This window comes from Trichocoleus sp. FACHB-262 (assembly GCF_014696035.1).
Classification (GTDB): Bacteria; Cyanobacteriota; Cyanobacteriia; order FACHB-46; family FACHB-46; genus Trichocoleus.
On sequence record NZ_JACJPK010000015.1, the window covers coordinates 1 to 26,343 of the forward strand.

Sequence of the window (26,343 nt, forward strand, 5' to 3'; positions counted from 1 at the left end):
AATCTTTTGCCGTGGTGAAGTATCTATTTGAGCTGGTCACGCATCAGCAGTGGTTTACGTTTGAGAAGGCCTTCATGTATGGTTAGCCCCACATCCTATTTAGGATTGCTATATAGCGAGGATGTGTATAGACAAAGATTTACTGCCTCTCACGAATCTGCTCACGCAATTTTGGATGAAGAGAAAGATTTCGTGGTCTCGTTATTATCTAAAAAGAAAGACTTGGTTGAAGTAAGAGCTAATACGTTTGCATCTCATTATCTTATGCCTCCTGAATTCATAAGAAATATTCCAGATGCTAGAATGTGGAACCCTGAAAAGGCGATTGATTGGGCAAATAGGTTAAAAGTTAGCACTGAAGCTCTAGCGTATGCATTGAAGAATGCTGATCTAATATCGACTTCAATTGAGGAAGAAATTAAATCAGTTAGAGTTCCGTCCAATATGAAAACTGATCCAGAGTTGCCAGAGTCTCTGTCAGTAGGCTCTCGGAAACGCCGTGAACAATTATTAAAAAGGGGTTTATCAGTGTTCTATGTTAGCTTATGTTTTGATGCCTATGAAAGAGGAATTGTATCATCGGGAAGATTGGCTGAGATGCTTTTAGTTAATGAGCGTGAGTTAAGCGGAATGGCTGATATTTACGGTAGAACTCTTCAATATGTCGATTGATCCATCACAATTTAAAGAACTAAACGTCACTGATACTTGTGTTATATGGAACGTTCTATCATCCCGACTTCTTTACATGGCAGCTAATGCAGCAGGCTGTTCTTTCTGCTGTACGAACTTTGTACACTACGAATGTTTACATAAGCCTCGGAAAACCTATACATCAGAGGATGTTGAGTTACAAAATCGCTTGAAAGAAGCAATTCAGGATGGAAAATTTAGAAGTTACCATTTAGATTTAGAAGATCTACAAGAGGTTGATATCCTTCAAAAGCGCAAAAACTTGGGTAAAGGCGAACTCGCATCTATTGCCTTTGCCAAGAAAACAAACCAAGCTTTTCTCACAGATGATGTAAAAGCTAGAAAACTTGCAGAGGAGGTAATGACTCGTCAATTTGTACAGACTACTCCTCATTTGGTTGGTTGGCTTTTCTTCGTAAGTTTTTTAGGTGATGGCGATCTGAAATCTATAGTTGATGAACATCAGAAACATAACCGACCTTTAGCTCAGTATTTCAAGGAGATGTATAACAAGGCATTGGATTACAGATCGAAGCTGAATCTATATTAGAGACACAAAAAGAATGTATATTCCAACCTTAATGACTCTGCTTCTTGAGCTAGTTATAGTGTGTATATTGTCTAGTTGCCAGCAGGTTAACACTGCGTGACAGTAGAGTGCGAAAGCTCCTGCTGCTGAGTTCACGGTTATCTGCCGCCGCTGCACTTCACTGTTAGTAATGGGGCGATCGCTACCAAACTATCTCTAAATTCAGCACAAATCCAGGTAAAACATCTTCTCCAGAGAGTTGATTTGGTGCTGCCAAAACTTCCACTGGTTCACTTGTTCGATAGATTTCAATCCTACGATTGTCCCGGTCAATCAGCCAACCCAATCTCACACCACTACGCATATACTCCTGCATCTTGGCTTGAGTTTTCTCAAAGCTATCCGTAGGAGAGAGCAATTCCAGGACAAAGTCTGGGGCAATGGGCGGAAACTTGCGCTGTTGCTCCGGGCTTAGAGCATTCCACCGCTCTAGCGCCACCCAAGCGACATCGGGCGATCGGTCTCCACCTTGAGGCAATTTGAAACAAGTGGAAGAATCGAAAACCTTACCTAGCCGAGTTTGCCGATTCCAAATCACAAAATCAGCATTGATTTCCGAGTTATAACTGCCCGTTTCTCCTCCCGTGGGTGCCATAACAATCAGTTCTCCAGCCACACTCCGCTCAAGCTTCACATCCGGATTTGCCTGACACAGCTCATAAAACTGCTCATCCGTAATGTGAATTACTGGCTCCAGACTGATTGTAAACACAGCCATCCGTAGAGAATCAAGGGAATGCTCTCAGTATAACTTTGGCTGAAGGGGCGGCGGGCGATCGCAAAGGCTATTGGCTCAATCGGGCTAGAATCCATCGTCAACGCTCTGGCTAAGGGCAAAAACCCGATATCCTAGTGAAAGATTTTTTAGCTCAGATGCCGCGATCGCACGGTATTGCCAATTAGAGAAGATGGACGGCATTAATCAGAAAACCTACGCAGCCTTTAGCGTGGTGCAACACTATGCCCAGTTAAAGCTGCTTCAACCTGCCGAAGAAACAATTCTGGAGCTTTTTCGCGATCGCTGGTCGAATATGAAAATGCTTGATCTCGGCGTTGGCGGCGGGCGCACAACTCAGCACTTTGCTTCATTAGCCGTAGAATATGTTGGCATCGATTACTCCGCTGAAATGGTGGCGGCTTGCCAAAAACGATTTGCAGCTTCTCCAGACCTCAGAGTGGAAGCGGGTGATGCTAGAGATCTGAGCCGATTTGCAGATAATTCTTTCGACTTTATTCTATTTAGTTTCAACGGAATTGATTTTGTTTCTCACAGCGATCGCTTAAAGGTTTTCCAAGAGATTCGTAGAGTTGGCAAGCCTGGAGGATATTTCTTCTTCTCCAGCCATAATCTTCAGGGATTGGAACTAGAGTTTAGCTTAAGAAAACACCTGAGTCTTAACCCAATTACCACCTATGTCAATCTGGTGTTGTTCGCCATTCTGCGCCTGATTAATCGTTCATTCACGCTGGAACAGTTAAAAGCGTCCAGCCATGTCATTGTCAGGGATGAGTCCCATAACTTCCGATTAAAGACTTATTACATCAGACCCGAAGCACAAATTCAGCAGTTGGCACCAAACTTTAGCGAGGTTAAAGTCTATTCATGGAAGACTGGGTTGCAAATAACCAGTGAAGCTGAACTGCGTTCCAATTCTGATATGTGGCTTTATTACCTATGCGTCATCCAGTAATTGCGATAGATGGGAATCTCGCTTGAGATATTTAGCCTGTATCGATTAGCCCAAGAGGATGCGAACTGTAGCCATTACCTCCTGCTGAAAGTAGATCAGGCAGCGTTTAGTAATGCTGATGCAGGTGAGTATAACTATGTAGTTGAGGTTGCAGACCGAATTAGAGAGGCTTTAATCGAAGTATATAAAGCAGAGCAGCTAGCTAATGAATGCACTGAATTCCATGTAGCCACTCTGATAGGAGAATTGCAAAATGCTCCGATTGGGGAGGAGCTGCACCAAGAACATGGCAGATTCTATCTAGATTTATGGGTAGCAGAAACACGATTTGGTCACCCTTGGGTTGTCCTGGGAACAGCAGAGGATGAAGAGGCATTTTGGCAGCAGGTTGAGGAGGATGAAGACTTTGCAAGACAAGGGGCACTCAGACCAGCAGCCAAGCTGCGAGCATTTTTTCTCACGGAGATGGATATATGGCGAAGTCGCTACGGGCATCGAGTGAAGGATTGGCGATCGTAGATCGGGCACGGCAGCGTCGTGGTTGGACTAAAACCAGCACAGCTCGCTGGTGGCAAGATGCCAATACTTCTAGAGCCACTCTCCGCCGTTTTTGGCAAGGCGATCGCATTCAACCAGATATCTTTATTGCGCTCTGTCAAGCTGTAGGAATTAGCGACTGGGAAGCGATCGCAAAACCTCTAGAACTCTCTTCTCCACCTCCTATTTCCTCACTCCTCACTCCTCACCTAGACCTTGATGAAGCCCCCGATGTCGAAGCTTTTTACGGACGACAGCCAGAACTCCAGCAATTAGAACAATGGATTGTGAGCGATCGCTGTGAAATTGTGGCGATCGCAGGTCTGGGAGGCATTGGCAAAACGGCTCTAGCTCTAGCTTTGACAGAACGAGTTCAAACGGAGTTTAGCTTTGTGATTTGGCGATCGCTGCGATCTGTGCCTTCCTTCCACCACCTGCTAGACAGTATCCTTCAGCCGTTCGATCCAGCTATCCCCCAAACCTTTCAGCAGCGGGTCCACCAACTCATCCAGCATCTCCAGCAACATCGCTGTCTACTTATTCTCGATGGGCTAGAAACTGTCTTGAAGCAGGAGAACACATATACTCTGTTTCTCCTCACCTATCTCCTACCTGCAACTCATCAAAGCTGTATTCTGCTGACTAGCCGAGAACGTTTGTCAGAGCTGGAAGAAGTGGTCCGAAATAGAGCATCAGTGCGCTCTATGACTTTGCAAGGCCTACTCCAAACGGAAGCCGTAGAGCTATTAAAAGCAGGTGGCATCATGGGCAATCAAATGGAGCTATTAGCCCTAAGCCGCCTTTATAGTGGCAATCCTCTCGCCCTCAAAGTAGTGACACCAGTGATTCAATTCATTTTGGGTGGCAACATCGCAGCCTTCCTCAACCAAAAGACCTTAGTTCTAGGCGATCGCCTGCGAGCTGTCCTCACTCAGCAACTCGACCAGCTTTCGGACTTGGAGCGAGAACTCGTCTACTGGCTGGCAATTTGGCAGGAACCGATCTCCTTCTGTCGCCTGCAAACTCATCTACTACACTCCCCTGACCTGTCTCTGGTGTTAGAAGCTCTGGCAAATCTAGAACGGCGATCGCTTCTAGAAAAATGGTTTAGTACCAACGAACCTGCCTTTACCCTTCAGCCGCTAATCATGAAATTGGTTACAGAAGCGTTGATTGCACAAGCAACCCAGGAAGTTGAACAGGTCTTGCAAAGCCATGATGTTCGTGAGTTCAAACTGCTGAGAACCCATTGGCTGCTGCGACCTGGTACAGACGATATTAAAGGCGATCGCATTTTGAGCCAGCTACGAGAAGAATTGTGGCGTATTTATGGTGCAGCCCTCCCATCTGTCTTGCAGCAAATTTTGCCACTCCTAAAAGAGCAATCTCCCCTCGTGATTGGTTATGTCGGTTGCAACATCATGGCCCTGCTGACACAGCTTAATTTGAACCCAATTCATTGATTAGTCGCTATTTCCGCAATGAGTGAGCGCTCGCATTCAATTCAATTTCTCGATAGATTAATCTTAAGATTAAATGTAGCAATCAATACATTGCCGCAAGTACTAACTACCGATCTTAGAAATACCAAATTCAGTCAAACCAAGGCAACATGCCCTACCTATGCAAGTACAAATAGTGCACCTAATGCTTCTGGAGCAAGCTTTATAGAAGCTGCAAGACTGCATTTCACCATAGCCAAAGCCTAGAAACAAACAGTTTTGAAGTTAACGCAGCAAAAAAATTGCTAAATCAATTTTGAGTCAATTAATCTGTGATGAAGATCACAAGTTTAGATGATCTTGATCGCGCTTGCTTCAACCCACAACATACATACTTATGAATGACTCAACTCTAGCCGAGTCATCAACAGGGAACACACGACTGGCCGACAGAATCCATTGGAAGCTGTCGGTTTTTTATTGCTTTGGAATTGATGAATGGTTAGCGAATCGCACCCATCGTATTTTTCCAGGACAACTCCTTACACAGAATTTGCAGTGCCCGTTGGTCTGGTCCCGTAAAGAAATCACTTTTGATCAAAGCTTCTAAGACCTGATGGGTTAGCTGGGAGGCAAATGCACCACCCGCCCGCAAAAGATGGCTGTAGTACCGAAATTGTGGTCGGCCCTCTTGGCTAAGGTGAAAGCAATGAATTTCACTCTCAGTCATTTTATAGACGGGAGTATTGACTGGAACCACAATGCTGGGGATGCCATGCTGTCCATAAAGCCCGTCGTCTTGGCGCTCCATCGTGCCGATCAAGACAGTGCCCAGGAGAACGCGCGTTTCATTGATTAGATCGGGGGTAAAGATCGGGTCGGGTTCGCTCGAAAGCCGAGGTCCAGAGTTGAGAAAGTTGGGGTTGAAGAGTTGCGAGTTGTAGATTAATCCGACAGCCCAGTGACGTTTCTCGGTTTCGAGTTTGACAAAGCAACCAAAACCATAGTCTTCGGGACTGGGTGGCGCTTGCACGCCCATTTCGTCATTGAGTTGCACCACGTAGTCGCAATGGGAATTGGATTTGACCACTTTGCCGAGCTGCATCTAGACTCTCCCCTTCTGCAAGACTGTTGTGAAAATGAAAATTTCCCCACAGTTCGTCGAAATTTCCGACCTTGTAAGCCAGAAACTTCCACCAACTGCGGGGAAGCCAATTTGCCAACTGAGAATCAAACTAAGCGCGTACTAAAATTCACAAAAAACGTTAGATTCACAACCGTGCTGATATTGAAAACGGAGTTCAATGCTCAGGACATGGCTTGAATCAAGTAGTCGAAGTAAGGAGTCGCTTCCACAGCGTCTTCTTCACTGAGCAGCGCTAGAGAGGCCCGCTTTAAGCACCGGATGGATTCCACCATGCCAGGAACGGGAACACCTAGGGAGTTATACATTTCCCGCACGCCGATCAAGCCAATTTTTTCGATAGGTTCTTTGTCGCCATTTAGCACACCGTAGGTGACAAGGCGCAGATACCACCCGAAGTCACGTAGGCACAGAGCACGTTGGCGATCGCCGTAAGCATTACCACCTGGCGAGATAAAGTCGGGGCGCTTCTGCCACAGTTGCTTGCTGGCTTCTTGCACAATTTTTTTCTCATTCTCAGCGAGAGCGGCAGCAATACGCATCCGCTGGGCACCAGTCTTGAGAAATTCGCTGATGTTTCTGAGTTCACCAGAGCTGGGGTAGCGGAGTTCGTCGTCTGCTTGAAGAATGACTTGGCTAACTACACTCATAATTGTTGCGGTACTTAGGTATCACTTCGTAGTTTAGCGACTCTTGGGGACGCAAATAAAGCAAGGAGTCTCCCAATTTAGAGGGATAGGCTCTGCCATGAAGAGCCTAACTTGTAGCTTTATGAGAAAGTAAAAAGTTTTGTAAAATTTAATGCTCTTACGGTGCAAAAGAGCAGCTTAGGTCTAAGCGAGCAATATGAGCCATGAGACTGCTAGAAGGGCGATCGCTACACTGAGTAAATAAAACCAACCAGATTGTGAGCCTAAGTACAGGAGTGACAAACGAGTGTTAGAAGCCAACCCAAAGACTATGAAGACACTCTACGAAGCCGATTTCTATGCTTGGACGCAAGAGCAAGCCAAACTGCTGAGGGCGCAGCAGTGGGACCTGGTTGACGTGGCGAATTTGATTGAGGAAATTGAAACGTTGGGCAGGCAAGAACGACGGGAGCTAGTCAATCGTCTAAGCGTTCTACTAGGACATCTGCTGAAGTGGCAGTACCAGCCCGACCTTCAAGGAAGTAGCTGGCAGGCTACGATTCGGGAACAACGCCGCAAGATTAAAAGATTACTTGAGCAAAACCCCAGCCTGTCTTCCTATCTGGAGGAAGCTCTGCAAGAAGGGTATGAAGACGGCTTAGACTTGGCAGTTCGAGAAACTAATTTACCCTACGAAACCTTTCCTGAAGACTGCCCTTATCAACTGGAGCAGGCTTTAAGCGATGAATTTATGCTCAATGAGTAATGCCTATGGTAATTCTGGATTTGCGATCGCTACCAATTACAAATTGTTGTGAGCCAAGCTGATGATTAGTGTGCAGACAACGCTACCAACCAATATTTGGGTGTCAGCGACTTGGGAGGAGTATGAGCAGGCGATCGCGAGTCCTGCCTATACGAAGGCCAAGGGCTACTATCACAATGGGCAAATGAGGATAGAAATGTCACCTGTAGGGCCAAATCATGCAACCGATAACAGTCTGATTGATATTTTGGTCAACCTGTTTGGTATTGCCAAAGGCTTACCGATGCGATCGCTCTCTAACTGTTCGTACCGCAAGAGAGGTGTGCGGGAGTGTCAGCCAGATTTGTCTTACTACATTGGCGATCGCGCATCACTATCGCCGCAAGGAAGTTCGGTGGTGGATTTGGACAGCACACCTGCTCCGGATTTAGCGATCGAGATTGCCGATACGTCTTTGGCTGATGATTTAGGAGTGAAGCGGCTGCTGTACGAAGATGTAGGTGTGGCGGAATATTGGGTGGTAGATGTGCAGCAAGCAAGCATTACAGCTTTTAGAATTTTGCCCAATCGTGCCAGCCAACGCATTGCTCAATCTCAGGTATTGCCAGGACTCGCGATCGCTCTCCTAGAAGAAGCACTACAGCGCAGTCGGCAAATGGATAATAGTCATGTGGGAGCGTGGTTTATGGCAGAAGCACAAAAACAGTAGCGATCGCGATCTTGCACTTTTACAATTCAAGTGGGTTGCACGCAACGGGGTTTCTACACGTCAAAATAGAAAGGTTGCTGCGATCGCAGTGATTTGACTTATTAAGGAAAGTATTGTGTCTACTCCCCGAACCACACCTGCAAACCATGCCACTGATCCTACGACCGAACAATGGCGGCAAGGGGAGTTGGTAGAAATTGAAATTCATGACCTAACCGATGGTGGGGAAGGTGTGGGTCGCTTTAGTGAGCGAGTGGTATTTGTGCCCGATACCGTTCCTGGCGATCGCGTCTCAGTGCGCTTAGTACTGGTGAAGCCGCAATATGCTCAAGGCAAGTTGATGCAGATCATCGAAGCCTCACCCAACCGCATTCGGCCTCGTTGCATTGTGGCGGATAAATGTGGCGGTTGCCAGTGGCAGCATATTGACTATGCCTATCAGCTCAAAGCCAAACGCAACCAAGTGATTCAAGCCTTAGAAAGGATTGGTGGGTTTAGTGAGCCACCCGTGGAGCCCATTTTAGGCGCGGAAGCAGATTTGGCTTACCGCAACAAAGCGACGTATCCTTTGGGGCGATCGCAGGCAGGGCAAGTCCAGGCAGGCTACTACCAAAAAGGCAGTCATCATCTGGTTAATTTAAATCAGTGCCCGATTCAAGATGCTCGTTTGAATCCTTTACTAGCCGAAGTTAAACAAGATATTTATCAGCGGGGTTGGGGCATTTATGACGAAAAGCAACATCGGGGTAAGGTCCGCCATTTGGGATTGCGGATCGGTCGTCGCACCGGAGAAATCCTGCTAATTTTGGTGGCAAAAGATGCCAACTTATCCGGTTTAGAGGACCAAGCGCAGGACTGGTTAAATCGCTACCCTGAGTTAGTCGGTGTCTCCCTCAATATCAACTCACAGAAAACCAACGCAATTTTTGGGGATGAAACTCGCTGCATTGCGGGCCAGTCTTATTTGAATGAAAAGTTTGGGGGTTTGCAGTTTCAAATCCATGCCACGACTTTCTTTCAGGTCTATACCGAGCAAGCAGAAGCGCTATTACGAAAAGTGATTAGCCAATTGGATCTGCAAGGCCATGAAACTTTGATCGATGCCTATTGCGGGGTGGGAACATTCACGTTGCCGTTGGCAAAACGGGTGAAGCAAGCGATCGGTCTAGAACTGCAACCGGAAGCGACCGCGCAAGCCCAACTGAATGCAGAACTGAATGGCATCACAAATGTGGCGTTTCAAGCGGGTCCAGTAGAACAGGTGTTACGCACGCTGTCTGTGCAACCGGATGTGGTGCTGCTCGATCCGCCTCGTAAAGGCTGCGATCGCGCGGTGTTAGAGACGTTGCTGCAAATACAGCCCCAGCGGATTGTCTATGTGAGCTGCAAACCCGCAACGCAAGCCCGCGACCTCAAAATCCTCTGTCAGGAAGGCAATTATCGCTTAGTGAAAGCTCAACCTGCCGATTTCTTCCCGCAAACGGCTCATGTAGAATGTGCAGCATTTCTAGAACGTCAATCTTGATGTCTATCGATGCAGATCCGAGTTGAAACCCTCACAGATTATCCGGCGATCGCAGACCTCTTACTTGCAGCGTTTGAGCAGGGAGAGGAAGCCCACCTAGTAGAAAAGATTCGATTGTCCGATCGCTATATCCCTGAACTAACTTTAGTGGCAGAAAAAGAGGGAGTAGTCGTCGGACATATCCTTTTTAGCTACATCGACTTGGTAGGCGCAGAAACACTGCCTGTTTTAGGTTTAGCTCCTTTAGCGGTACATCCAAAATATCAACAGCAGGGAATTGGCAGCGCTTTAGTTCAAGCAGGGCTAGCGAAAGCGGAGGAGCGAGGAGAGGCGATCGCCATTGTTTTAGGACATCCTTCATTCTATAGCCGCTTTGGCTTTGAACCATCTGTAGCCTATGGAATTGAATCTCCTTTTCCAGTTCCGGCGGAGTTCTTTATGGTGACATTTCTGCAACCGGAACGACAGGGATACCCAGGCAAAGTAATTTATCCATCTGCGTTTGCAAGCTTATAGACTCACGGCGCTAGATACGCAGGACCCTAAATCGTAGCGGCCAAAGCTTCCTTCCACATCTGTCCTAAAGTTTTTTCTAGTTTGGGGAACTGTTTAGCCTTCAGACCAAAGGAGTATTTATCTGGATAGAAAAAAGTAACTCATATGACAGACGTGGCTAAAAAAATCAAACTGTAACGTAGTTGACAGTTGCGTGCTTCAACACCAAAACGCTACAAGTAGAGTTCAGCTCCTAAGCTTGGCCCTACAGGCAGTGTTTTGCTCAGTTGACTGCGTAAACTTCTAGTTTAGGCAAAAAACCTTAGGAGGTTCCATATGCAGAACAAACAAGTACGATTGGCTTCTATGCTGAGTGCTGGCATCCTCATGCTAGGTATTCCCGCAGTTACTCTCATGCAAGAGCCCGCAAGCGCTCAGCTAGCTGGACAAGCAACTGTTGGCAATCTCATTGCTGCCCTGAATAACATTGCAGTTCAAATCACCAATTTAGACGCTTTGAACGACCTGACCGTTCAAGACGTGCGGGTTGTGAATGTTGAAGATGTGCTTAACGACAATAACGTTCAAGCATTCAATAATGCGTTGAATCGCAATGAAGTAGAGATTTTGACTCTGCAGAACACGCTAAACAACAACGAAATTATCAAGAACGTATTGAACAATAACAACGTCGCCCTAACTGATGTGGTGGCAATTGATGTTCTGAGCGGTGGAGATGTCGTTATCTTCTCGCAAAGACAATAAGATCAGGTTGCTTTAAACAAATCGAAAATAACCTAGGTTAATCACTTGAACCCCTTCTAGATGGCCACTAGAGGGGGTTCAAGTTTTTAGCCTTGTATGAGTCTTGTTGCAAAAGTTGCCGATCGCCCCGATTACGGCTTACCATGCGTTACGCCACCTCTTGTTGCCTGTTTGCGATGAAGTTTAGTCAAATTATTCAACCCCTCAGTGCTGTTGCGACTGGTAATAGCTTGACCAGCAACCCTACCTGCGACCCGGAGCTGCAAGGCGTTGCGGCAGTAGAGGAAGCGGTTTCGGGTCAGCTCAGTTACATTGAGGGCGACAAGTTTGCGGCTGAAGTAGGAAAAACAGCGGCGAGTGCTTTAATTTTGCCACCGAACGAAGCATTACAGGCACAAGCAACAGAACGAGGCATTGCCTGGATTGCGACATCTCAACCGCGATTGGTGTTTGCTCAAGCGATCGCCCTGTTCTACCAGCCCTTCCGTCCCACTTCCGAAATTCACTCTACAGCAGTGATTCACTCAACTGCACAGGTGGGACAGAACGCATACATTGGACCGCATGTGGTGGTTCAGGCAAACGCAAAGATTGGCGATGATGTGTGCATTCATCCGAATGTGGTGATTTATCCAGAGGTGCAGATTGGCGATCGCACCACACTCCATGCCAACTGTGTGATTCATGAGCGCACCCGGATTGGTGATGATTGTGTAATTCACTCTGGCGCGGCGATCGGCTCAGAAGGATTTGGTTTTGTGCCGACGAAAGAAGGTTGGTACAAGATGGAGCAGTCGGGTTACACAGTGCTAGAGGATGGCGTGGAGGTAGGTTGCAACTCCACAATTGACCGTCCTGCTGTCGGGGAAACCCGGATTGGCCGCAATACCAAGCTCGATAATATGGTGCATATCGCTCACGGTTGTAACGTGGGAGAAGCGTGCGCGATGGCAGCTCAGGTGGGGATGGCAGGCGGAGTCAAGATTGGCAATCGCGTCATCTTGGCGGGCCAAGTGGGAGTTGCCAACCAATCTACGGTGGGAGATGGGGCGATCGCGACGGCGCAATCTGGCATTCATGGGGATGTGGAGCCAGGGGCGATCATGTCGGGTAGTCCAGCCGTAGACAACAAAATCTATTTGAAAGCTTCAGCGATCTACAAGCGGTTGCCAGAAATGTACCAAGCTTTTAGGCAACTGCAACGACGTTTGGGAAAGGCGGAGTAATAGCTACAGTACTTCAGCTAAACGGGGAGGTGCGATCGGCAGTTGCACCGTAAAACTGACCTGATTCGCCTGACTCGTTGCTTGGATGGTACCGCTCAAATGCTCTACTAGTTTTTTCACTAGAGCTAGTCCTAAGCCTGTGCCACCGTGCTTCCAAGGGTCATGGTTGGGGATGCGGTAGAACTTATCAAAGACATGCTCCAATTCTACGACGGCAATTTCCACGCCAGAGTTTTGCACACTGAGCCAAAAGAATTCTGAGTTGGCCTGGGCTGTCACTGCGATCGCCGCTTGCCGAGGCGTGTACTTACAGGCATTGCTGAGCAGCTCAGTCAGGATGCGCTCCAAAATGTCGAGATCGGTGTGCAAAGTTGGCAATTCCGCAGGCAACTGCACTTGCAACTGTTGTTCTTGCTGGCGCGCCTGCTCTAAAAATGGCTCAACTACGCTGGGAATCCAACAATGCGGGTTAATGGCAGTGAAGAGGAGTGGTTCTGTTTCGGCATCTAAGCGAGTTAAGTCGAGCAGATCGTTGATCAGTTTAATTTCGCGATCGCATTCGTCATTGAGAACTTGAAAGTATCGTGAGGTGCGATCGGACGGATCAGAAACGAGTTTCCCTGCCTTGTCCCAACTCATTTCTAGCATTTGAGTCGCCATTTTGATGCTGGACATTGGAGTCCGCAATTCATGAGAAACGGTGCTGAGAAAATCATCTTTGAGCCGATTCAATTTCTCTAGCTCGGCAACTTGCGCTTGAGCTGCTTGATAGAGTCGCGCCTGCCGAATCGCGATCGCACATTGATTAGCGACCTGCTGCACCAAGCGAATTTCCAGCTCATTAAACGTATCCGTGTTGGGGCGAAAGAGCCAGAGATCTCCCAGTACGCCTTGGTCATCAACGATGGGGCAAGCCAGAATCATTGAGGAATTTTGGATCGATCGAATGAGCAAGCCATCGCAGATACAAAATTGCAGATGCTGGCCTTGCAAAAGCCGCTGGTAAATGTCTGGTCTAGCGGTCATCTCTATAGTTTGACCAACGGCTGACAAGCTATCACTATATTCATGAGTAATCGTAGAAGTCGTGTGGGCAGCATTGTAGATTCCAGTATCACAACAACGCACTTCTAGACCCAAGGCCAATTCTTGTACTGCGGTGGTGAGGATGTGGTCTTCGTCTAGGCTGTCGCGCACCTTATCGGTAATTCGCTTCAACCGCGCTTCAAAGTTGAGGGCTTGGGCAAGCTGAGCGGTCCGTTCCTGGACTTGATCTTCCAATACAGCATTCAACTGCTGCACCTGCTGAAACAGTTCTGATTGTTGAATGGCGATCGCGACTTGGGCTGCCAACTGTTGCAGCAAATCGATTTCGTGGGCTTGCCAATCACGGGAGGTGCGGCACTGATGCACCATAAGCAATCCCCAGAGCTTTTGCCCTTGCAAAATTGGCACTGCTAGACCCGCTTGCACTTGGTAACGCTGCAAAAACCGCTTCATTCCGGGTGAAAACTCTGCCTGTTGCACATCTACGAAGACAGAAACCAATCCTTGTTGATACTGGTCGAGATAGTGTTTCAACCAGGCTTGGCGCATGGTAGTGCGTAGTAGCGAAGGCCACTCTGGATTTACAGACTCAGCTACAAATCGCCCTTGACTGCTACCATCCAAACGGTAGATGGTGACGCGATCGCTCTCTAAGCAGTGGCGAATATTTTCAACAGTAGTGCTGAGGATGGTATCAAGATGCAGAGATTGGCGAATTTGCTGGGTAACGCTCGCAATTAACCGCTCTCTCTGGCTTTGCTGTCGCAGTAGCTCTTCTGTCTGTTGCCGCTCAAGGATGTCTAGCTTGAGCTGAGCTTCACTCTCTCTGAGGGCAGCTTCGACTCTTCGGCGTTCTGTAATATCTCGCAGCACTACTTGAGTTGCAGGTTCACCTTGGTAGGTCAGTGGAATAGCCGTGACCTCAGCATCCACTACTGTGCCATCCAAGCGGCAAAGTTTTTGCTCCATTAGGGGCGCAGGAATCTCACTTTGTTGGAGCTGCTGCATACGAGCTCGAACTAAAGCTTGGTAGTCGGGATGAACACGCTCTAATACAAAAGTGCCGATTAAATCTTCAGCGCAGGTGCCGCCATAGAACTGGACAGCGGCTGGATTGAGAAACACAAATTTGCCACCACGCTGAATAAAAATAGCGTCAGGGCAAAGCTCTACCAGTTGGCGATACCGTTCTTCGCTTTCTCGTAAAGCTGTTTCTATATGAGTGCGATCGCCTTCCGGTTGAGCTTGTTTTGTCCCAGCGACCGCTTGCAGGTTCGCTTGGTCTCTAGAATCGTTTCTACAGCAATGGATGTAGCAACAGCAACTCTGATTTAGCGGCTGATTGGGGCCTTGCATACAAATCCTGCTGGGTCGTAATGGCTATCTTTTAGGATGCCCCAGCAGAATCAGGATGACTGAGTATTTTTAAATAGATTTAGTAAAATTTTTGACTCAGTACAGGTGTGTAAAGAGTCGGGCGATCGCTAAGGAACTTGAACCGGAGCCGATTCCAGCTTGGCGATTAACTTAATGCCAAACTCTGCCTCAAAGGCACCCTTCTTGTAATCCACGCTCCATAATTCCAAAGCACAGTCATCGGTAAGTTGAGTCGGTTGCAGCCAGAGATACAATTCTTTCGCCTCGGCTCGATACTCACAGCGAATCTGTTGCACTGCACCGATTTGACGGCGATCGAGGGCGACCGCTAGGCGCAGTAGAGGACTCAGTTGTTCTACAACCCGCCGATGTTTTTTGCTGGTGAGATTGCGATAAGTTTCGTGTTTCTTTTTCGGCGTGTTTTTGCGGTGGTAGCGAGCTAGGTTCGCGATCGTTTCAACTTCGATTTCGGTATAACCGAGTAAATCGCCGTTGCGAATTAAGTAGTAGGAGTGCTTATGGTGGGAGGCATGGTTCACATGGTGGCCGCAGTTGTGCAAGATAGCCGCAGCCCACAGCAGTTCTTTTTCTTCCTCACCCCATAAATGCAACCAACCTTGAGTTTGGTCAAATAAGCTGGTGGCAAAGGCCGCGATGCGTTGGCTATAGTCCAGATTCACCTGATACTTCCGCGCCACCCGCTTCACACTCCGCTGCCGCACCGAGCTTTGGTAGCGCAACCGATCTTCGATCAGCCCGTGGGTCAGCATCCAATCCACGACCACGCCTTCACGCAAAGCCCGCTCGCAGATAGTGAAAGCATCAATTTCCAAGAAAGCCATTGTTTCTTGCAAAATCAAGGCTCCAGCCAGAATAATTTCAGCCCGACGCTCGGACATTCCCGGTAGTGTCAGCCGTTCTGCAAAGCTAAGCCGCCGCAGCCGCGCCACAATTTCTCGCAGATCGGCCAGCGAGACTTGATACCCGTTTAATGGATCGGGAATGATGCCGAGCTTTTCACGGGCATGGAGCATGGCCACCGTTTCGGCAGTGCCAGAAGTACCCACTAAACGCGGCACTTCTCCGGGTTTAAGGTGAGCGCGTAACTCCCCCACCGGACGCTCAATCATGCCGCGAATGTAGGCTTGCAGATATTGAAACTCTGCGTTGCTAATCGGGTCAGTGCTGACATATTCTGCCGTCAGGCGAACGGCTCCAATTTTGGTGCTGCTGAGCGTGCGTGGTTCGTGCCCGTCACCCAAAATCAACTCGGTAGAACCACCCCCAATGTCAATAATCACGTGGGGTCTATTATCAAACTCCATCCCCGACAGCACGCCTAAATAGATGCGTCGAGCTTCTTCTTGCCCAGAAACTAAGTTGACGATGATGCCAACTTCCGCTTCCACTTGTTTGACAAAATCTTTGCCGTTGGGTGCTTCCCGTACTGCACTGGTGGCCACGGCAATAATCTGTTCGGCATTGAGGCTGGTCGCAATGTCTTTGCATCGCTTCAGTGCCGCGATCGCCCGTCCCATTGCCGCAGGGGTTAAGTCTCCCGTTTCAGGGTCGCGATCGCCCAGCCGAGCCGTGTCTTTCTCGCGAGCCATGATGCTGAAGGCGGGCAAGGTTGGCTGAACCCGGACCACGACCATGTGAATAGAATTAGTGCCAATATCGATGGCCGCAAGAATGCGGTCTTGCTCAGCCGAGATGGGAACGCTCACCGAACTGCCTCTGCCTTTTGCGCTGAATCTGCGATCGCCCTGATCTTATCGCGGCACGTTGCCCTCTGATGTTTTTCCTTGGTTTAAGAGTTGAAGTGGGCGATTGCGGCAGTTTTTCGCTAATAAAAGCGAATTGCTGCACCTAGAACAGCGATATTCTAAAAGATTAGGAATTGTAACAAGTTTTACCCCTCAACCCATGCTGACCCAGCCTGAGCAACGACCTGAACCCACCTGGCTAACTGTGATTCGGCTTTTGCGGTGGGACAAACCAGAAGGACGCTTGATCTTAATGCTGCCAGCGCTCTGGGCTGTATTTCTGGCGGCACGGGGTACACCTCCTCTCCTCTTAGTAGGTGTGATTATCCTAGGCAGCTTGGCGACTAGTGCCGCTGGTTGTGTCGTAAATGACCTCTGGGATCGCAATATCGACCCCAAGGTGCAGCGCACCCGCAACCGTCCCTTGGCTTCCCGTGCCCTCTCCGTCAAAACGGGGTTTGTGGTGCTGCTGGTTTCCTTGCTTTGTGCTTGGGGCTTAGCCCTGTACCTCAACCCTTTGAGTTTTTGGCTCTGCGTCGCAGCGGTTCCAGTCATCCTGTTATATCCTTCTGCCAAGCGGGTATTCCCTGTCCCGCAACTCGTGCTCTCGATCGCCTGGGGTTTCGCGGTGCTAATTAGCTGGAGCGCCGTCACGGGACGCTTAGAATTCCCTGCCTGGCTGCTATGGGGAGCCACCGTCCTTTGGACACTAGGCTTCGATACCGTTTACGCCATGCCCGATCGCGAAGACGATCGCCGCATTGGAGTCAACTCCAGTGCCTTATTTTTTGGCCCCAGAACTGCTGCTGCCATTGGCTTGTTCTACATCGGCACAGCACTATTGCTGGCTTGGCTGGGCTTAGAGATGCAACTGCACTTCAGCTTTTGGCCTACCTGGGCGATCGCTGTAGCGGGTTGGGCTTGGCAGTTTATCCGCTTGAGACAGCATCAACTCCCTGTAACCGCTTACGGTCAAATGTTCCGGCAAAACGTTTGGTTAGGCTTTATCTTGCTCGTAGGAATGGTCGCAGGCGCAATCCTATAGGGTGTGTTGTAACGCACCGCCCTAATGTACCGTTCACATGCTAATCAAGTGGCTTCGCGCTCCAACAACATCGTCACCGGGCCATCATTCTCAATCGCGACTTCCATCATGGCCCCAAATTTTCCGGTTTCTACTTTGAGCCCACTTTGGCGGAGCTTAGCCACAAATTGTTCATAGAGTTGTTCGGCGATCGCAGGGGTGGCTGCTTGGTCGAAAGAGGGACGGCGGCCTTTGCGGCAGTTTCCGTACAGCGTAAACTGGCTAACCACTAGGAGTTCTCCTCCAATTTCTTGCACCGATTGGTCAAAGCGACCATTGCCCCTTTCCGAGTCAGGGAATAATCTCAGCTCCAAGCATTTTCGGGCCATCCAATCGAGTTCAGCTTCTGTGTCGGTGCTAGAAATCCCGACTAAAAGATTTAATCCTCGACCAATCTTGCCGATCACTTGGCCTGCAACCGTAACTTGAGAAGATTTAACTCGCTGAATCACCACTCGCATAGTTTTAGATGGGACGGTACTGTTCTGGTCGCGATCGCCTTTGGATTAAGTCAGAACTAATGGCAATTATGGCTGAAACCAGCTAGGTTATAGGCGGCTGAAGTTGGCATCAGGTATCAATCACATGAACCCATCTCTTGAAGGCCCTACCCTCCGGCTGGTTACGATTCCAGTGAGCCATTATTGCGAGAAAGCTCGGTGGGCTCTAGATCGGCTTCAGGTAGATTACGTGGAAGAAGCTCATGCTCCCTTATTTAGTCGCCTTGCTACCTGGCAGTTAGGAGCGGGAGCCCAAGTTCCGGTCTTAGTCACGCAGACAGAAGTTGTGGCTGACTCAACCCGAATTTTGCAATACTCGGATCACGTGTTTGCCTCCGAACACAAGCTATATCCTAGCGACCCAGATTTGCGACGAGAGGTTGAGGAGCTGGAGGAATTATTCGACACCCGATTGGGAGTGTCTCTACGATGCTGGGTTTACTTCCACTTGCTGCCCCAAAGAGAGCTGACGCTGAAAATGTGGTGTGAAGGGACGCCTACCTTAGAGCAGCGCTTATCCCGTACCTTGTTTCCCTTGACTCGCCAGTTGATCACGAAAGCACTAGATGTCAATTCTGAGTCAGAAGCAACAGCTTTCAACGAAACCAAGAATATCTTTGAAATGGTCAGCCAGCAGCTATCGGATGGTCGTCGTTATCTGGTTGGCAATACTTTCACGGCTGCTGATTTAACCTTTGCAGCTCTCGCGGCTCCTGTGTTAATGCCGAAAGAGTATGGCGTCCCACTACTTGAATTTGAGGAATTACCTCCGGAGATGGCAGTGCGAGTTGCAGAGTTACAAGCCATGCCAGCCGCTACTTACGCGCTCAGATTATTTCGAGAAGAGCGCCATAACGTCCAGCCTACTTCAGCCAACTTGCAGGAGGCTAAGCAAACCACCTGACTGGAGGATGTTGCTGCTGAGCGAGGTGGGCCACACTATAAACAGAGTTCACATCAATCCATGCACGCTAGGCTGGCACTCCTGACTACAACCTTGGAGCTGCCAGTTTTTTATGGGCGCTAGTAGCACAAATGCGATCGCACAAAATAAAGGGCAGACCTGAGCCTGCCCCGCACGAAGAACGCCATTAAGGTGCCATTAAGGTCGTAGTGATTGCGTTTTACGCTTCATCCAAAGCAGCAATACCAGGAAGCTCTTTACCTTCCAGCAGTTCGAGGCTGGCACCACCACCCGTAGAAATGTGGCTCATTTGGTCTGCCACACCGACTTTTTCTACTGCAGCTACAGAGTCGCCACCGCCGATGATGGTGGTTACGCCTTGCTTGGTTAGACCTGCTAGGGTGTGAGCGATCGCTTCGGTGCCCTGAGCAAATTTATCGAACTCAAACACACCCATTGGGCCGTTCCAGATCACGCTCTTGCACTGAGCTAGCGCGTCTTGGAATACTTTGATCGAGTCGGGACCAATATCTAGACCCATCCAGCCGTCGGGGATATTCTCAATGCTGACGGTTTGGGCATTAGCGTCAGCCGCGAAGTTGTCAGCTACTACCACATCAGTAGGCAACAACAGCTCAACTCCCTTTTCTTTAGCTTTTGCTTCCAGGGCACGAGCGAGGTCTAGCTTGTCTTCTTCCACCAGAGACTTACCGACGCTCAGACCACGAGCTTTGTAGAAGGTGAAGATCATGCCGCCGCCGATGAACAGCTTGTCTACCTTATCTAGCAACGTTTCGATGACGCCAATTTTGCTCGAAACTTTGGAGCCGCCCACGATCGCCGCCAAAGGACGCTGAGGATTTTCGATCGCGTTTTGCAGGTACTTGAGTTCTTTTTCGATCAGGATGCCAGCGACCGAAGGACTGAGGTAGTGAGTCACACCTTCCGTGGAAGCATGCGCCCGGTGAGCGGTACCGAAAGCGTCATTCACGTACAGGTCGGCCAGAGAAGCTAGCTTTTTGGCAAATTCAGGATCATTCTTTTCCTCTTCCTTGTAGAAGCGGACGTTCTCTAGCAACAGCACATCACCGTTTTGCAATGCGCCGACTTTAGCCGCAGTTTCATCGCCAACGCAGTCGTCGGTCTTGACCACGGTTTTACCCAGCAACTCGGAGAGACGCTTAGCCACAGGGGTCAGACGGAGGCTGTCGTCTACGCCTTTGGGCCGTCCAAAGTGGCTGCACAAAATTACCTTGGCTCCCTTCGAGGTCAACTCTTGGATGGTTGGCAGAGCGGCCCGGATGCGAGTATCGTCTGTGATATTACCTTGGTCATCGAGGGGTACGTTGAAGTCCGCGCGGACTAGAACCCGCTTGCCAGCTAAATCGGACGACGATAAATTTGCTACAGTTTTTTTGGACACAGAAAAATCTCCTGAATGAGCCTTTGTACCTATTAATTAGATTAAAACAAGCCGTGACCTGTTGCAGGTATTTCTACCTAACACGCTAGAAAGCCTGAACGGATCAACCTGAATCTGTTCGTTGGGTTCGTACTATGCGTCGTCCACATTTTACCTAGCTCTGTGCCCCGGAGTTGCGCTTATGTTTAAAACTGTTCTGTTTCCCATTGACCAAAGTCGCGAATCGCGTCAAGCTGCCGATACTGTGGCAGAGCTTGTCAATTTCCATCGCAGTCGCTTGATTATCTTGTCTGTGGTAGAAACACCAGAGCCAGGAGAAGAAGCGCCAAGTGCTGAAATGGCATCCCCGGAGGCGATCGCGGAATTACTCAAAACCGCTAGAAACCTCTTTTCAGATCAAGGTATTGATACCGAACTGATCGAACGAGAAGGAAAACCAGCTTTCACCATCTGTGATGTCGCCGATGAACTGGATGCTGACCTAATTATTATGGGTTGCCGAGGTCTGGGGCTGACTGAGGAGGGAGCCGCCGATAGTGTCACGAATCGGGTAATCAACCTTGCTCCCTGCCCAGTGTTAATCGTGCCCTAACGCTAAATAGCCTGAGTAAATTCCAGAACTAACGAAGAGAATCACCAGTGCCACGGGCAGGACAAAATGTGCGGGTGATGGCGAGACAGCGCCGCACGAAAGCAGTGTTGGGGTTTGCGATCGCTGGCTTATGGATATTGCTACCCTGGGTGCTACCGTGGCTCCTCTTTTTCTTCCCAACCATCGTGCTTTCACTGCCTGGTTCGGTCTATTTGAGCTGCTTAGTTCCAGCAGGTTTCAGCTACTTCCAAGCCCAGCGTTTATGGAGCAAAGCCAATCGAGCTGACCAAGGCGCGGCGGGAGAAGAAGCGATCGCCACAGTTCTCGCACCTCTCCAGAGCGAAGGCTGGCAAATGGAATATGGCGTTCGCGATCGCTCGGTTGGGGATGTAGATGTATTTCTGCTGTCCCCAAAAGGTCGAGCTTACACCATTGATGTCAAATCCCATCGGGGCGAGGTGCGGAGTGACGGTAAGCAGCTTTATCGGCAATATGGGCGATCGCAATATCCCTTTGAAAAGGATTTCTTGAACCAAGCCAAGCGGCAAGCCGTCGCGATGAAAAAGATCAAGCAGTTAAGCTTTGTGACTCCGGTTGTGGCTTTCTCCCAAGCCAAGGTTGAAGTTGGGCAGAACCCGATTGCGGGTGTTTACGTCCTAGGCAAACAGGGTTTGGTGAGGTGCTTGCGATCGCTGGGCTAACTTCCCGACAAGATCGATTGAGATGGTCATGTAAAAAGCAAGGTTTTGTAGCGTTGCTTACCCCAACTCATCAACTAAATTGCTGGGTTCGCCGGGATAAAAGCGATCGCCTAGAATTTCCGCTAAACCATAGGGACATTCTGGAGGAAAAGTGCGGCTGGGTAAATCAGTTTCACTCACTGCCAGTTCTACACCTTTTAGATAAGCTTTCTGCAATGCTTCTTCTAGATAGGGCTTGAGGCTTGGGTTATCTTCTAGCAACTCGGAGATGTCGAGGCGCTGGATGCGAATCGTGGCTAGCCAGCTACGACTACGACGTTCGGGTTGGTACTGCCATTTGAGTAAATGCCCAATTAGCAAACTCAAGCGATTGCGGAGTTCCTGGCGTTGCTGTTTACCCAAAGATGAAATTTCCTCAATCAAATTTGGCAGGTCAAGCTGGCTCCATTGGTGCTGGTGAAGTAAAGCAGCCTGTTCCTGCGTCCATGCGTAGAAGTCGTTGTCGTAGAGGTTTGGTTCAGAAACGGTAGCCTTTGGGTCTATTTCTGGGATGTGCATGGCGATCGCTCAACCTCAATGTCCTTATTGTAGAGCTGCCTTTTCGAGGCGCGATCGCTTTGTTGAACCGCCCCTTGGCGATCGCAATTCGATTGGATCTATTTCGTCTACTTGGTTTCAGGCAGTTTACGCTGCCTACAGTTTTGTGCAAAATATAGGTGCAGAATATAAGAGATCTTAAGTAACTCAGCGGAAGTAAGACTGCGGTGGGTTATACATACTAAGGGGTACATACTGAATTGTACGTAGTGCTAGAGATGGGTTTCCCCACGCTGCATCATAATGTTGGTATTGCCCACCTCAATCCTTACTGCTATCTTTTAGGGCTCACTGCCCTAATTTCTCTGGTGGCTGCCTATGCAGCTTGGCGGCGACGAACTACGGCTCCGGCTAGCAAGCCTTTTCTCTTAATGATGCTAGCGATCGCGGGGTATGCCACTGTTGCAGCATTAGAGGCAGCCGCGACAACGTTATCCAGCAAAATACTGTGGTCGAAGCTAGAGTATGTCGGCTCTGGCAGCGTGATTACGCTCTTTTTGATCTTTGCGACCCACTTCACCCACCGAAAAAATTGGCTGACTCCCAAAGCTCTGGCATGGCTCTGGGTTGTGCCAATTTTGAATGTCATTCTCGTCATGACAAACAGTTGGCATCATTGGGTTTGGACTGGATTTTTGTGGAGCTCTGCCAGAAGCAACCTGCTCATTTACCAGCATGGCCCCGGATTCTTCTGGATCATGGCTTGTGTTTATGCTTATACCTTGGCTGGGGCCTTTCTCTTACTAAAAGCAGCCCTCCGCCCCTCCCTACTGTATCGGCGGCAAGCCATCATGGCCTTAGCTTCAGCCATGATCCCCTTAATCGGGGGTAGTGCCTATATGCTCAAGCTCACGCCTCCAGGATTGAACATTACACCGATGAGTTTTATGCTCAGCGGATTAATTTATTCTGCCAATCTCTTTCGCTTTCAATTGTTTGATCTAGTGCCAGTGGCTCGCGATACGTTGGTTGAGAGCATGAGTGATGGAGTCCTGGTTTTAGATCAGCAAAATCGCATCGTGGATATTAACCCAGCGGCACGAGAGCTGCTAGGCACAACCGTTGCCTGTGTTGGACAGCCCGCAGCGAAAAGCTTATGGCAATGGCAAGATATAGCTCGGCGTTGCTACGATAGCGGCGACCATAGGCTGGCAATTGCTAGAGAGGGCAAGCCACTGCGCTATATAGAGCTACGCACAACGCCTCTGCGCGATCGCACCCAGCAATTAACCGGGCGATTGATTGTCTTACGAGATGTAACCGAACGCCACCAAGCAGAGCTAGATCTGCAACAGGCAAATCACCGTTTACAAAACCAGTTACTAGAAATTGAGGTGTTGCAAACTCAGTTGCGAGAGCAATCAGTTCGAGATGTCCTCACGGGTTTGTTCAATCGTCGTTATCTGGAAGAAACCTTTCTTAGAGAGTTAGCAGGAGCAACCTCCGAAGGGTATCCCATTGCAGTCGCGCTCATGGACATTGATCACTTTAAGCAGATCAACGATACGTTTGGGCACCTAGCAGGCGATCGCGTGTTGCAAGCCTTTGGTGAACTGCTGCGTTGCTACAGCCGTTCTAGCGATATTGCTTGTCGCTATGGGGGTGAGGAGTTTGTGCTAGTCATGCCGCAGATGCCGCTAGACCTTGCCTACCGACGGATTGAGAAAATTCGCTTGGCTTGGGAAGCTACCCTTGTGGAGTTTGGCGGCCAGCAAATCCAGTCCACTGTCTCTGGGGGCGTTAGTGCCTTTCCTCCAGAGGGGAGAACGATTGATTGTCTGTTGCACTTAGCTGATCAAGCGTTGTATGCAGCCAAAGCGGCAGGGAGAAACTGCATCAAGCATGGGTTTTACCAGCCCCTAGATCAATTCTCAGTTCGTTGCGGCAACCAGCAGATGTAGGAACAATAGCTCACGCAGAGGGCGATCGCGAAGCTCTTGAGCCAGAAGGAGCGCGATCGCTGTGGCTAGTAAGCAACCCCTACCATTGATAGATGTGTCCGTCCATCTTTAGCAACCCGTAAGCGATCGCGAGTTATGACTTCTGTTAGAGGAAGAATTTTCTCTTACTAGTTAATCTTAATTTTGTCGAGAGAATTAATTGGCTCGCGTCCTTCGGGATGGGTGCGATAGTTTCTCGAAATATGAAAAGCATTGAAAATGAATTAGTGGAGTACTTTGATGAAAAATTTGATTTCTGGAGCGATCGCTCAAGTTAGTTCTTTGTTTAATCAACTACAAGTCAAGCGTTTTTTGGCCGTCGCTCTTGTTGGTTTTATCTTGTTGACCACTAACGCTCAGCCCAACAGCGCTAGCACCAAAGCGATTAGTGACCGAATCAACACCGTCGCTCACCAGAATGATTCTGACCGTCCCAAAACCACAGGCGAATGGAACCGAGAAGCCCGCGAGATTAACTCTGCTGATGGCGAGGGTCGGATTGAAAGAATTGCCAAAGAGTCTACAGAAGCCGTGAAGGACTTTGGCGGCCTCTATCCCGATACTGCTGAGAGAAGCGCTAGCGACCTAGACAAGAATGAACTGCGCCGTCAAGGTTACTCTGACAAAGTGCAACGCTAAGGAATAAATCCTAGGCTCCCCTTCCCTCGTAGGGAGGGGGCTGGGGGTTAGTTTTTTACGACGCGATCGCAGAATGGCGATTGAGAGATTCCTGTTGCATCGCTAGTTTGCGGCTCTCGAAGAGTTGAATCACCCCTTTCGTCACCGTCTCTACAACGTTTGGATCGCAGTAAGAAAGAAACTCTTCAGCAGAAATTTCATCTTGAAAGAACGCTTTCGCATGTTTCAACAACTGCCGTAAGGCTGCAAAACCGATCGACTTCACGATAAAAGTTGCGGTCGGCGAGTTTTTCACATCGTAGAACGAATCAATACTGCGGCCTTTTTCGAGCAGTTCTAGCGCATCATGTTCGATTGGAGTTTCTGGCAACCTATAGCTAGAGATTTTGGGTAAGAAATGCTCTAATTGCACCGTCGAAAAGCCTGAAGATGGCAGTTCGCCCATCATGGTAGAAATCGGAACATCGCGGCCAATCCGAAACGCCAACGCTTCAATAATGGCGATCGAGACGAGTTTTGCCCCCAGATATAGCCGAGCCACTTCTAAATTTTTTGCGGTGTTGTTAATTAGCCGTTGGTAGGTTTCGTCGTTAGGTTCACTGTGGAACTGTCGAAACACCACTTCTGGCTTGAGGAAGTTCATGAAACCTTCCATCTTTTGAATCGACAGGCGATAGCCTTGCACCTTGTAGGCGTTGGTGTTTTTCAGGTCGTGGTTGGTTTCCGGGATCAGGTTCCAGGTGTTGTCTAGAAAATGGGCGGAGCTAGGAAAGGCGAAGTTCTCTACGTCTCGGTTGGCTAGGCGTACCGCTCGTTTCGTGATTTCGAGGGTTTCCGCTTCTGTCCAACCTAAGTCGAACTCCTGACTGATGCTTAAGAGTCTTCGGTATAGGGCCTCGTCGCTAGTGATGCCTTCGGCAGATTTGGGTCGGAAGGGAACGGTGGCTTCAATACAGGCAGCAATTTGGGCCAGATGACTGTAGGAAAGCAGAGGTTCTAGGCTTTTGGCAGCAATCACGGCACTGAGAAATTCGTTTTGGCCCGCCATTGGAGAAAGTCGCTGACTGGGGGCAAAACCAAATACTGTGAGGACTAAGCTGAAGCTGCGATCGCTCGGCAAGTCTTCTGCATCCAGAATGGCAAGATGGCCTGGGGTTTCTTTGATAAAGGGGGCGATGAAGCGGCTAATGTTGACGCTGATGCCTTGGTCTACTTGCACGTAAACGAGATCGTGGAAGAGTGCGGCTAAAACTTCGATCGCGTCGCCAGAATCGCCGACTTCAAAAATATGCTCTGGGGTGTGGAAGTAGCGCCAGGGGCCCGTCATGGCTTGGATGATCAGTTCTGCGATCTTGTCGAGTTTGGCGATGTCTACTTTGCCTTGGAGCTGTTCTATAGCCCAAGTCAAGCTCTCTAAACACCGTTCTCGATCGCGATCTACATCCATGTGACCCTCCTACTTCCCCTGATTCTGCCAGTGAACACGTACGACTGCTTATAGTTTGTATACCAGGCTTGAGAGAACTGAAAAGTTTGCCTCAATACTGGATTCTCGTTGATTG

The 26,343-nt window shown here is 49.0% G+C and carries 28 protein-coding genes; 18 read left to right on the plus strand and 10 right to left on the minus strand.

The features are described from left to right. The first annotated feature begins 78 nt into the window (after positions 1-78). Both H6F68_RS00465 and H6F68_RS00470 read left to right on the plus strand, forming a co-directional pair. The gene (locus H6F68_RS00465) at positions 79-672 is read left to right on the plus strand and encodes an ImmA/IrrE family metallo-endopeptidase (RefSeq protein WP_199299838.1); all 594 of its coding nucleotides are present in this window, start codon (positions 79-81) and stop codon (positions 670-672) included. Next, positions 662-1,243, plus strand: coding sequence for a hypothetical protein (locus tag H6F68_RS00470; protein WP_190555736.1), 582 nt, complete (start codon positions 662-664; stop codon positions 1,241-1,243). The genes H6F68_RS00465 and H6F68_RS00470 overlap by 11 nt, the downstream gene beginning before the upstream one ends. Positions 1,244-1,424: 181 nt before the next feature. Here H6F68_RS00470 and H6F68_RS00475 read toward each other — a convergent pair whose 3' ends face one another. Together H6F68_RS00475 and H6F68_RS29250 are read right to left on the minus strand one after the other, a co-directional pair. Beyond that, positions 1,425-2,000: a Uma2 family endonuclease gene (locus H6F68_RS00475; protein WP_190555737.1), complete on the minus strand. Its 576-nt coding sequence runs from the start codon at positions 1,998-2,000 to the stop codon at positions 1,425-1,427. Further along, on the minus strand, positions 1,967-2,095 hold the full coding sequence (locus H6F68_RS29250) for a hypothetical protein (RefSeq protein ID WP_255527288.1): 129 nt from the start codon (positions 2,093-2,095) through the stop codon (positions 1,967-1,969). The genes H6F68_RS00475 and H6F68_RS29250 overlap by 34 nt, the downstream gene beginning before the upstream one ends. 95 nt (positions 2,096-2,190) lie before the next feature. Between H6F68_RS29250 and H6F68_RS00480 the strand changes: the two genes are divergently transcribed. From H6F68_RS00480 to H6F68_RS00490, 3 genes are read left to right on the plus strand one after another with little or no spacing between them, the layout of a single operon-like run. Continuing rightward, the gene (locus H6F68_RS00480; protein ID WP_190555738.1) at positions 2,191-2,973 is read left to right on the plus strand and encodes a class I SAM-dependent methyltransferase; all 783 of its coding nucleotides are present in this window, start codon (positions 2,191-2,193) and stop codon (positions 2,971-2,973) included. Positions 2,974-2,982: 9 nt separating this feature from the next. After that, a complete protein-coding gene (locus H6F68_RS00485) occupies positions 2,983-3,492 on the plus strand; it encodes a hypothetical protein (RefSeq protein ID WP_190555739.1) in 510 nt (169 codons plus the stop codon). Continuing rightward, complete coding sequence (locus tag H6F68_RS00490; RefSeq protein WP_190555740.1) at positions 3,447-4,973, plus strand: NB-ARC domain-containing protein; 1,527 nt, start codon at positions 3,447-3,449, stop codon at positions 4,971-4,973. The genes H6F68_RS00485 and H6F68_RS00490 overlap by 46 nt, the downstream gene beginning before the upstream one ends. A 481-nt stretch (positions 4,974-5,454) precedes the next feature. On the opposite strand, the gene H6F68_RS00495 is transcribed toward H6F68_RS00490, so the two are convergent. Further along, complete coding sequence (locus H6F68_RS00495) at positions 5,455-6,057, minus strand: hypothetical protein (protein WP_190432298.1); 603 nt, start codon at positions 6,055-6,057, stop codon at positions 5,455-5,457. Between the two features lie 203 nt (positions 6,058-6,260). Further along, positions 6,261-6,746: an allophycocyanin subunit alpha-B gene (locus H6F68_RS00500; RefSeq protein WP_190432299.1), complete on the minus strand. Its 486-nt coding sequence runs from the start codon at positions 6,744-6,746 to the stop codon at positions 6,261-6,263. 310 nt (positions 6,747-7,056) lie between these two features. Between H6F68_RS00500 and H6F68_RS00505 the strand changes: the two genes are divergently transcribed. The 6 genes from H6F68_RS00505 (at position 7,057) to lpxD (ending at position 12,211) form a co-directional block, all read left to right on the plus strand. After that, positions 7,057-7,491 (plus strand): DUF29 domain-containing protein, encoded by a 435-nt coding sequence (locus H6F68_RS00505; RefSeq protein ID WP_190555741.1) that lies wholly within the window; start codon positions 7,057-7,059, stop codon positions 7,489-7,491. A 61-nt stretch (positions 7,492-7,552) separates the two neighbouring features. Beyond that, positions 7,553-8,200, plus strand: a complete 648-nt coding sequence (locus tag H6F68_RS00510; RefSeq protein WP_190555742.1) for a Uma2 family endonuclease — start codon at positions 7,553-7,555, stop codon at positions 8,198-8,200. Between the two features lie 115 nt (positions 8,201-8,315). Next, the gene (gene rlmD, locus H6F68_RS00515; protein WP_190555743.1) at positions 8,316-9,725 is read left to right on the plus strand and encodes a 23S rRNA (uracil(1939)-C(5))-methyltransferase RlmD; all 1,410 of its coding nucleotides are present in this window, start codon (positions 8,316-8,318) and stop codon (positions 9,723-9,725) included. A gap of 9 nt (positions 9,726-9,734) precedes the next feature. Then, positions 9,735-10,241, plus strand: a complete 507-nt coding sequence (locus H6F68_RS00520) for a GNAT family N-acetyltransferase (RefSeq protein WP_190555744.1) — start codon at positions 9,735-9,737, stop codon at positions 10,239-10,241. A gap of 315 nt (positions 10,242-10,556) precedes the next feature. Next, entirely contained in the window at positions 10,557-10,985 is a 429-nt protein-coding gene (locus H6F68_RS00525) for a hypothetical protein (protein WP_190555745.1), read from the plus strand. 176 nt (positions 10,986-11,161) lie between these two features. Next, complete coding sequence (gene lpxD / locus H6F68_RS00530) at positions 11,162-12,211, plus strand: UDP-3-O-(3-hydroxymyristoyl)glucosamine N-acyltransferase (protein ID WP_190555746.1); 1,050 nt, start codon at positions 11,162-11,164, stop codon at positions 12,209-12,211. Between the two features lie 3 nt (positions 12,212-12,214). On the opposite strand, the gene H6F68_RS00535 is transcribed toward lpxD, so the two are convergent. Both H6F68_RS00535 and H6F68_RS00540 read right to left on the minus strand, forming a co-directional pair. Continuing rightward, on the minus strand, positions 12,215-14,614 hold the full coding sequence (locus H6F68_RS00535; RefSeq protein WP_190555747.1) for a GAF domain-containing protein: 2,400 nt from the start codon (positions 14,612-14,614) through the stop codon (positions 12,215-12,217). A 128-nt stretch (positions 14,615-14,742) separates the two neighbouring features. Further along, positions 14,743-16,362 carry an HD domain-containing protein gene (locus H6F68_RS00540; protein WP_399312335.1) on the minus strand — a complete coding sequence of 540 codons (1,620 nt, stop codon included), beginning with the start codon at positions 16,360-16,362 and terminating at the stop codon, positions 14,743-14,745. 199 nt (positions 16,363-16,561) lie between these two features. Here H6F68_RS00540 and H6F68_RS00545 point away from each other — a divergent pair, with 199 nt between their 5' ends. Continuing rightward, entirely contained in the window at positions 16,562-17,446 is an 885-nt protein-coding gene (locus H6F68_RS00545; RefSeq protein WP_190555748.1) for a 4-hydroxybenzoate solanesyltransferase, read from the plus strand. Positions 17,447-17,490: 44 nt separating this feature from the next. Here the strand turns inward: H6F68_RS00545 and dtd are convergent, their stop codons facing one another. Beyond that, positions 17,491-17,946: a D-aminoacyl-tRNA deacylase gene (dtd, locus tag H6F68_RS00550; protein WP_190555749.1), complete on the minus strand. Its 456-nt coding sequence runs from the start codon at positions 17,944-17,946 to the stop codon at positions 17,491-17,493. 124 nt (positions 17,947-18,070) lie between these two features. Between dtd and H6F68_RS00555 the strand changes: the two genes are divergently transcribed. Beyond that, a complete protein-coding gene (locus tag H6F68_RS00555) occupies positions 18,071-18,889 on the plus strand; it encodes a glutathione S-transferase family protein (protein WP_190555750.1) in 819 nt (272 codons plus the stop codon). Between the two features lie 220 nt (positions 18,890-19,109). On the opposite strand, the gene H6F68_RS00560 is transcribed toward H6F68_RS00555, so the two are convergent. Continuing rightward, positions 19,110-20,312, minus strand: a complete 1,203-nt coding sequence (locus H6F68_RS00560) for a phosphoglycerate kinase (protein ID WP_190555751.1) — start codon at positions 20,310-20,312, stop codon at positions 19,110-19,112. A gap of 181 nt (positions 20,313-20,493) precedes the next feature. Here H6F68_RS00560 and H6F68_RS00565 point away from each other — a divergent pair, with 181 nt between their 5' ends. Both H6F68_RS00565 and H6F68_RS00570 read left to right on the plus strand, forming a co-directional pair. Beyond that, positions 20,494-20,904, plus strand: coding sequence for a universal stress protein (locus H6F68_RS00565; protein ID WP_190555752.1), 411 nt, complete (start codon positions 20,494-20,496; stop codon positions 20,902-20,904). Between the two features lie 47 nt (positions 20,905-20,951). Further along, on the plus strand, positions 20,952-21,605 hold the full coding sequence (locus H6F68_RS00570) for a nuclease-related domain-containing protein (RefSeq protein WP_190555753.1): 654 nt from the start codon (positions 20,952-20,954) through the stop codon (positions 21,603-21,605). A 57-nt stretch (positions 21,606-21,662) separates the two neighbouring features. Here H6F68_RS00570 and H6F68_RS00575 read toward each other — a convergent pair whose 3' ends face one another. Next, positions 21,663-22,163, minus strand: a complete 501-nt coding sequence (locus H6F68_RS00575) for a DUF29 domain-containing protein (protein ID WP_190555754.1) — start codon at positions 22,161-22,163, stop codon at positions 21,663-21,665. Between H6F68_RS00575 and H6F68_RS28685 the strand changes: the two genes are divergently transcribed. The 3 genes from H6F68_RS28685 to H6F68_RS00585 all read left to right on the plus strand — a co-directional run bounded on the left by H6F68_RS28685 (position 22,139) and on the right by H6F68_RS00585 (position 24,781). Beyond that, positions 22,139-22,321 carry a hypothetical protein gene (locus H6F68_RS28685; protein ID WP_206755490.1) on the plus strand — a complete coding sequence of 61 codons (183 nt, stop codon included), beginning with the start codon at positions 22,139-22,141 and terminating at the stop codon, positions 22,319-22,321. The genes H6F68_RS00575 and H6F68_RS28685 overlap by 25 nt on opposite strands. Positions 22,322-22,420: 99 nt before the next feature. Beyond that, positions 22,421-24,103 (plus strand): histidine kinase N-terminal 7TM domain-containing protein, encoded by a 1,683-nt coding sequence (locus H6F68_RS00580; protein ID WP_190555755.1) that lies wholly within the window; start codon positions 22,421-22,423, stop codon positions 24,101-24,103. A gap of 279 nt (positions 24,104-24,382) precedes the next feature. Further along, positions 24,383-24,781 (plus strand): hypothetical protein, encoded by a 399-nt coding sequence (locus H6F68_RS00585; protein WP_190555756.1) that lies wholly within the window; start codon positions 24,383-24,385, stop codon positions 24,779-24,781. A gap of 55 nt (positions 24,782-24,836) precedes the next feature. On the opposite strand, the gene H6F68_RS00590 is transcribed toward H6F68_RS00585, so the two are convergent. Further along, positions 24,837-26,228 carry a hypothetical protein gene (locus H6F68_RS00590; RefSeq protein ID WP_190555757.1) on the minus strand — a complete coding sequence of 464 codons (1,392 nt, stop codon included), beginning with the start codon at positions 26,226-26,228 and terminating at the stop codon, positions 24,837-24,839. Positions 26,229-26,343: the final 115 nt, after the last annotated feature.

What these genes read in the sequence shown, in the direction of transcription:
- H6F68_RS00505 (WP_190555741.1), top strand. Translation starts at nt 7,057, where the DNA reads ATGAAGACACTCTACGAAGCCGATTTCTATGCTTGGACGCAAGAGCAA.
- H6F68_RS00475 (WP_190555737.1), bottom strand. Translation starts at nt 2,000, where the DNA reads ATGGCTGTGTTTACAATCAGTCTGGAGCCAGTAATTCACATTACGGAT.
- H6F68_RS00565 (WP_190555752.1), top strand. Translation starts at nt 20,494, where the DNA reads ATGTTTAAAACTGTTCTGTTTCCCATTGACCAAAGTCGCGAATCGCGT.
- H6F68_RS00500 (WP_190432299.1), bottom strand. Translation starts at nt 6,746, where the DNA reads ATGAGTGTAGTTAGCCAAGTCATTCTTCAAGCAGACGACGAACTCCGC.
- H6F68_RS00510 (WP_190555742.1), top strand. Translation starts at nt 7,553, where the DNA reads ATGATTAGTGTGCAGACAACGCTACCAACCAATATTTGGGTGTCAGCG.
- H6F68_RS29250 (WP_255527288.1), bottom strand. Translation starts at nt 2,095, where the DNA reads ATGGATTCTAGCCCGATTGAGCCAATAGCCTTTGCGATCGCCCGCCGC.
- lpxD (WP_190555746.1), top strand. Translation starts at nt 11,162, where the DNA reads ATGAAGTTTAGTCAAATTATTCAACCCCTCAGTGCTGTTGCGACTGGT.
- H6F68_RS00465 (WP_199299838.1), top strand. Translation starts at nt 79, where the DNA reads ATGGTTAGCCCCACATCCTATTTAGGATTGCTATATAGCGAGGATGTG.
- H6F68_RS00580 (WP_190555755.1), top strand. Translation starts at nt 22,421, where the DNA reads ATGGGTTTCCCCACGCTGCATCATAATGTTGGTATTGCCCACCTCAAT.
- H6F68_RS00575 (WP_190555754.1), bottom strand. Translation starts at nt 22,163, where the DNA reads ATGCACATCCCAGAAATAGACCCAAAGGCTACCGTTTCTGAACCAAAC.
- H6F68_RS00585 (WP_190555756.1), top strand. Translation starts at nt 24,383, where the DNA reads ATGAAAAATTTGATTTCTGGAGCGATCGCTCAAGTTAGTTCTTTGTTT.
- H6F68_RS00525 (WP_190555745.1), top strand. Translation starts at nt 10,557, where the DNA reads ATGCAGAACAAACAAGTACGATTGGCTTCTATGCTGAGTGCTGGCATC.
- H6F68_RS00545 (WP_190555748.1), top strand. Translation starts at nt 16,562, where the DNA reads ATGCTGACCCAGCCTGAGCAACGACCTGAACCCACCTGGCTAACTGTG.
- H6F68_RS00520 (WP_190555744.1), top strand. Translation starts at nt 9,735, where the DNA reads ATGCAGATCCGAGTTGAAACCCTCACAGATTATCCGGCGATCGCAGAC.
- H6F68_RS00495 (WP_190432298.1), bottom strand. Translation starts at nt 6,057, where the DNA reads ATGCAGCTCGGCAAAGTGGTCAAATCCAATTCCCATTGCGACTACGTG.
- H6F68_RS00535 (WP_190555747.1), bottom strand. Translation starts at nt 14,614, where the DNA reads ATGCAAGGCCCCAATCAGCCGCTAAATCAGAGTTGCTGTTGCTACATC.
- H6F68_RS00490 (WP_190555740.1), top strand. Translation starts at nt 3,447, where the DNA reads ATGGCGAAGTCGCTACGGGCATCGAGTGAAGGATTGGCGATCGTAGAT.
- H6F68_RS00480 (WP_190555738.1), top strand. Translation starts at nt 2,191, where the DNA reads ATGGACGGCATTAATCAGAAAACCTACGCAGCCTTTAGCGTGGTGCAA.
- H6F68_RS00470 (WP_190555736.1), top strand. Translation starts at nt 662, where the DNA reads ATGTCGATTGATCCATCACAATTTAAAGAACTAAACGTCACTGATACT.
- H6F68_RS00555 (WP_190555750.1), top strand. Translation starts at nt 18,071, where the DNA reads ATGAACCCATCTCTTGAAGGCCCTACCCTCCGGCTGGTTACGATTCCA.
- H6F68_RS00485 (WP_190555739.1), top strand. Translation starts at nt 2,983, where the DNA reads ATGGGAATCTCGCTTGAGATATTTAGCCTGTATCGATTAGCCCAAGAG.
- dtd (WP_190555749.1), bottom strand. Translation starts at nt 17,946, where the DNA reads ATGCGAGTGGTGATTCAGCGAGTTAAATCTTCTCAAGTTACGGTTGCA.
- H6F68_RS00590 (WP_190555757.1), bottom strand. Translation starts at nt 26,228, where the DNA reads ATGGATGTAGATCGCGATCGAGAACGGTGTTTAGAGAGCTTGACTTGG.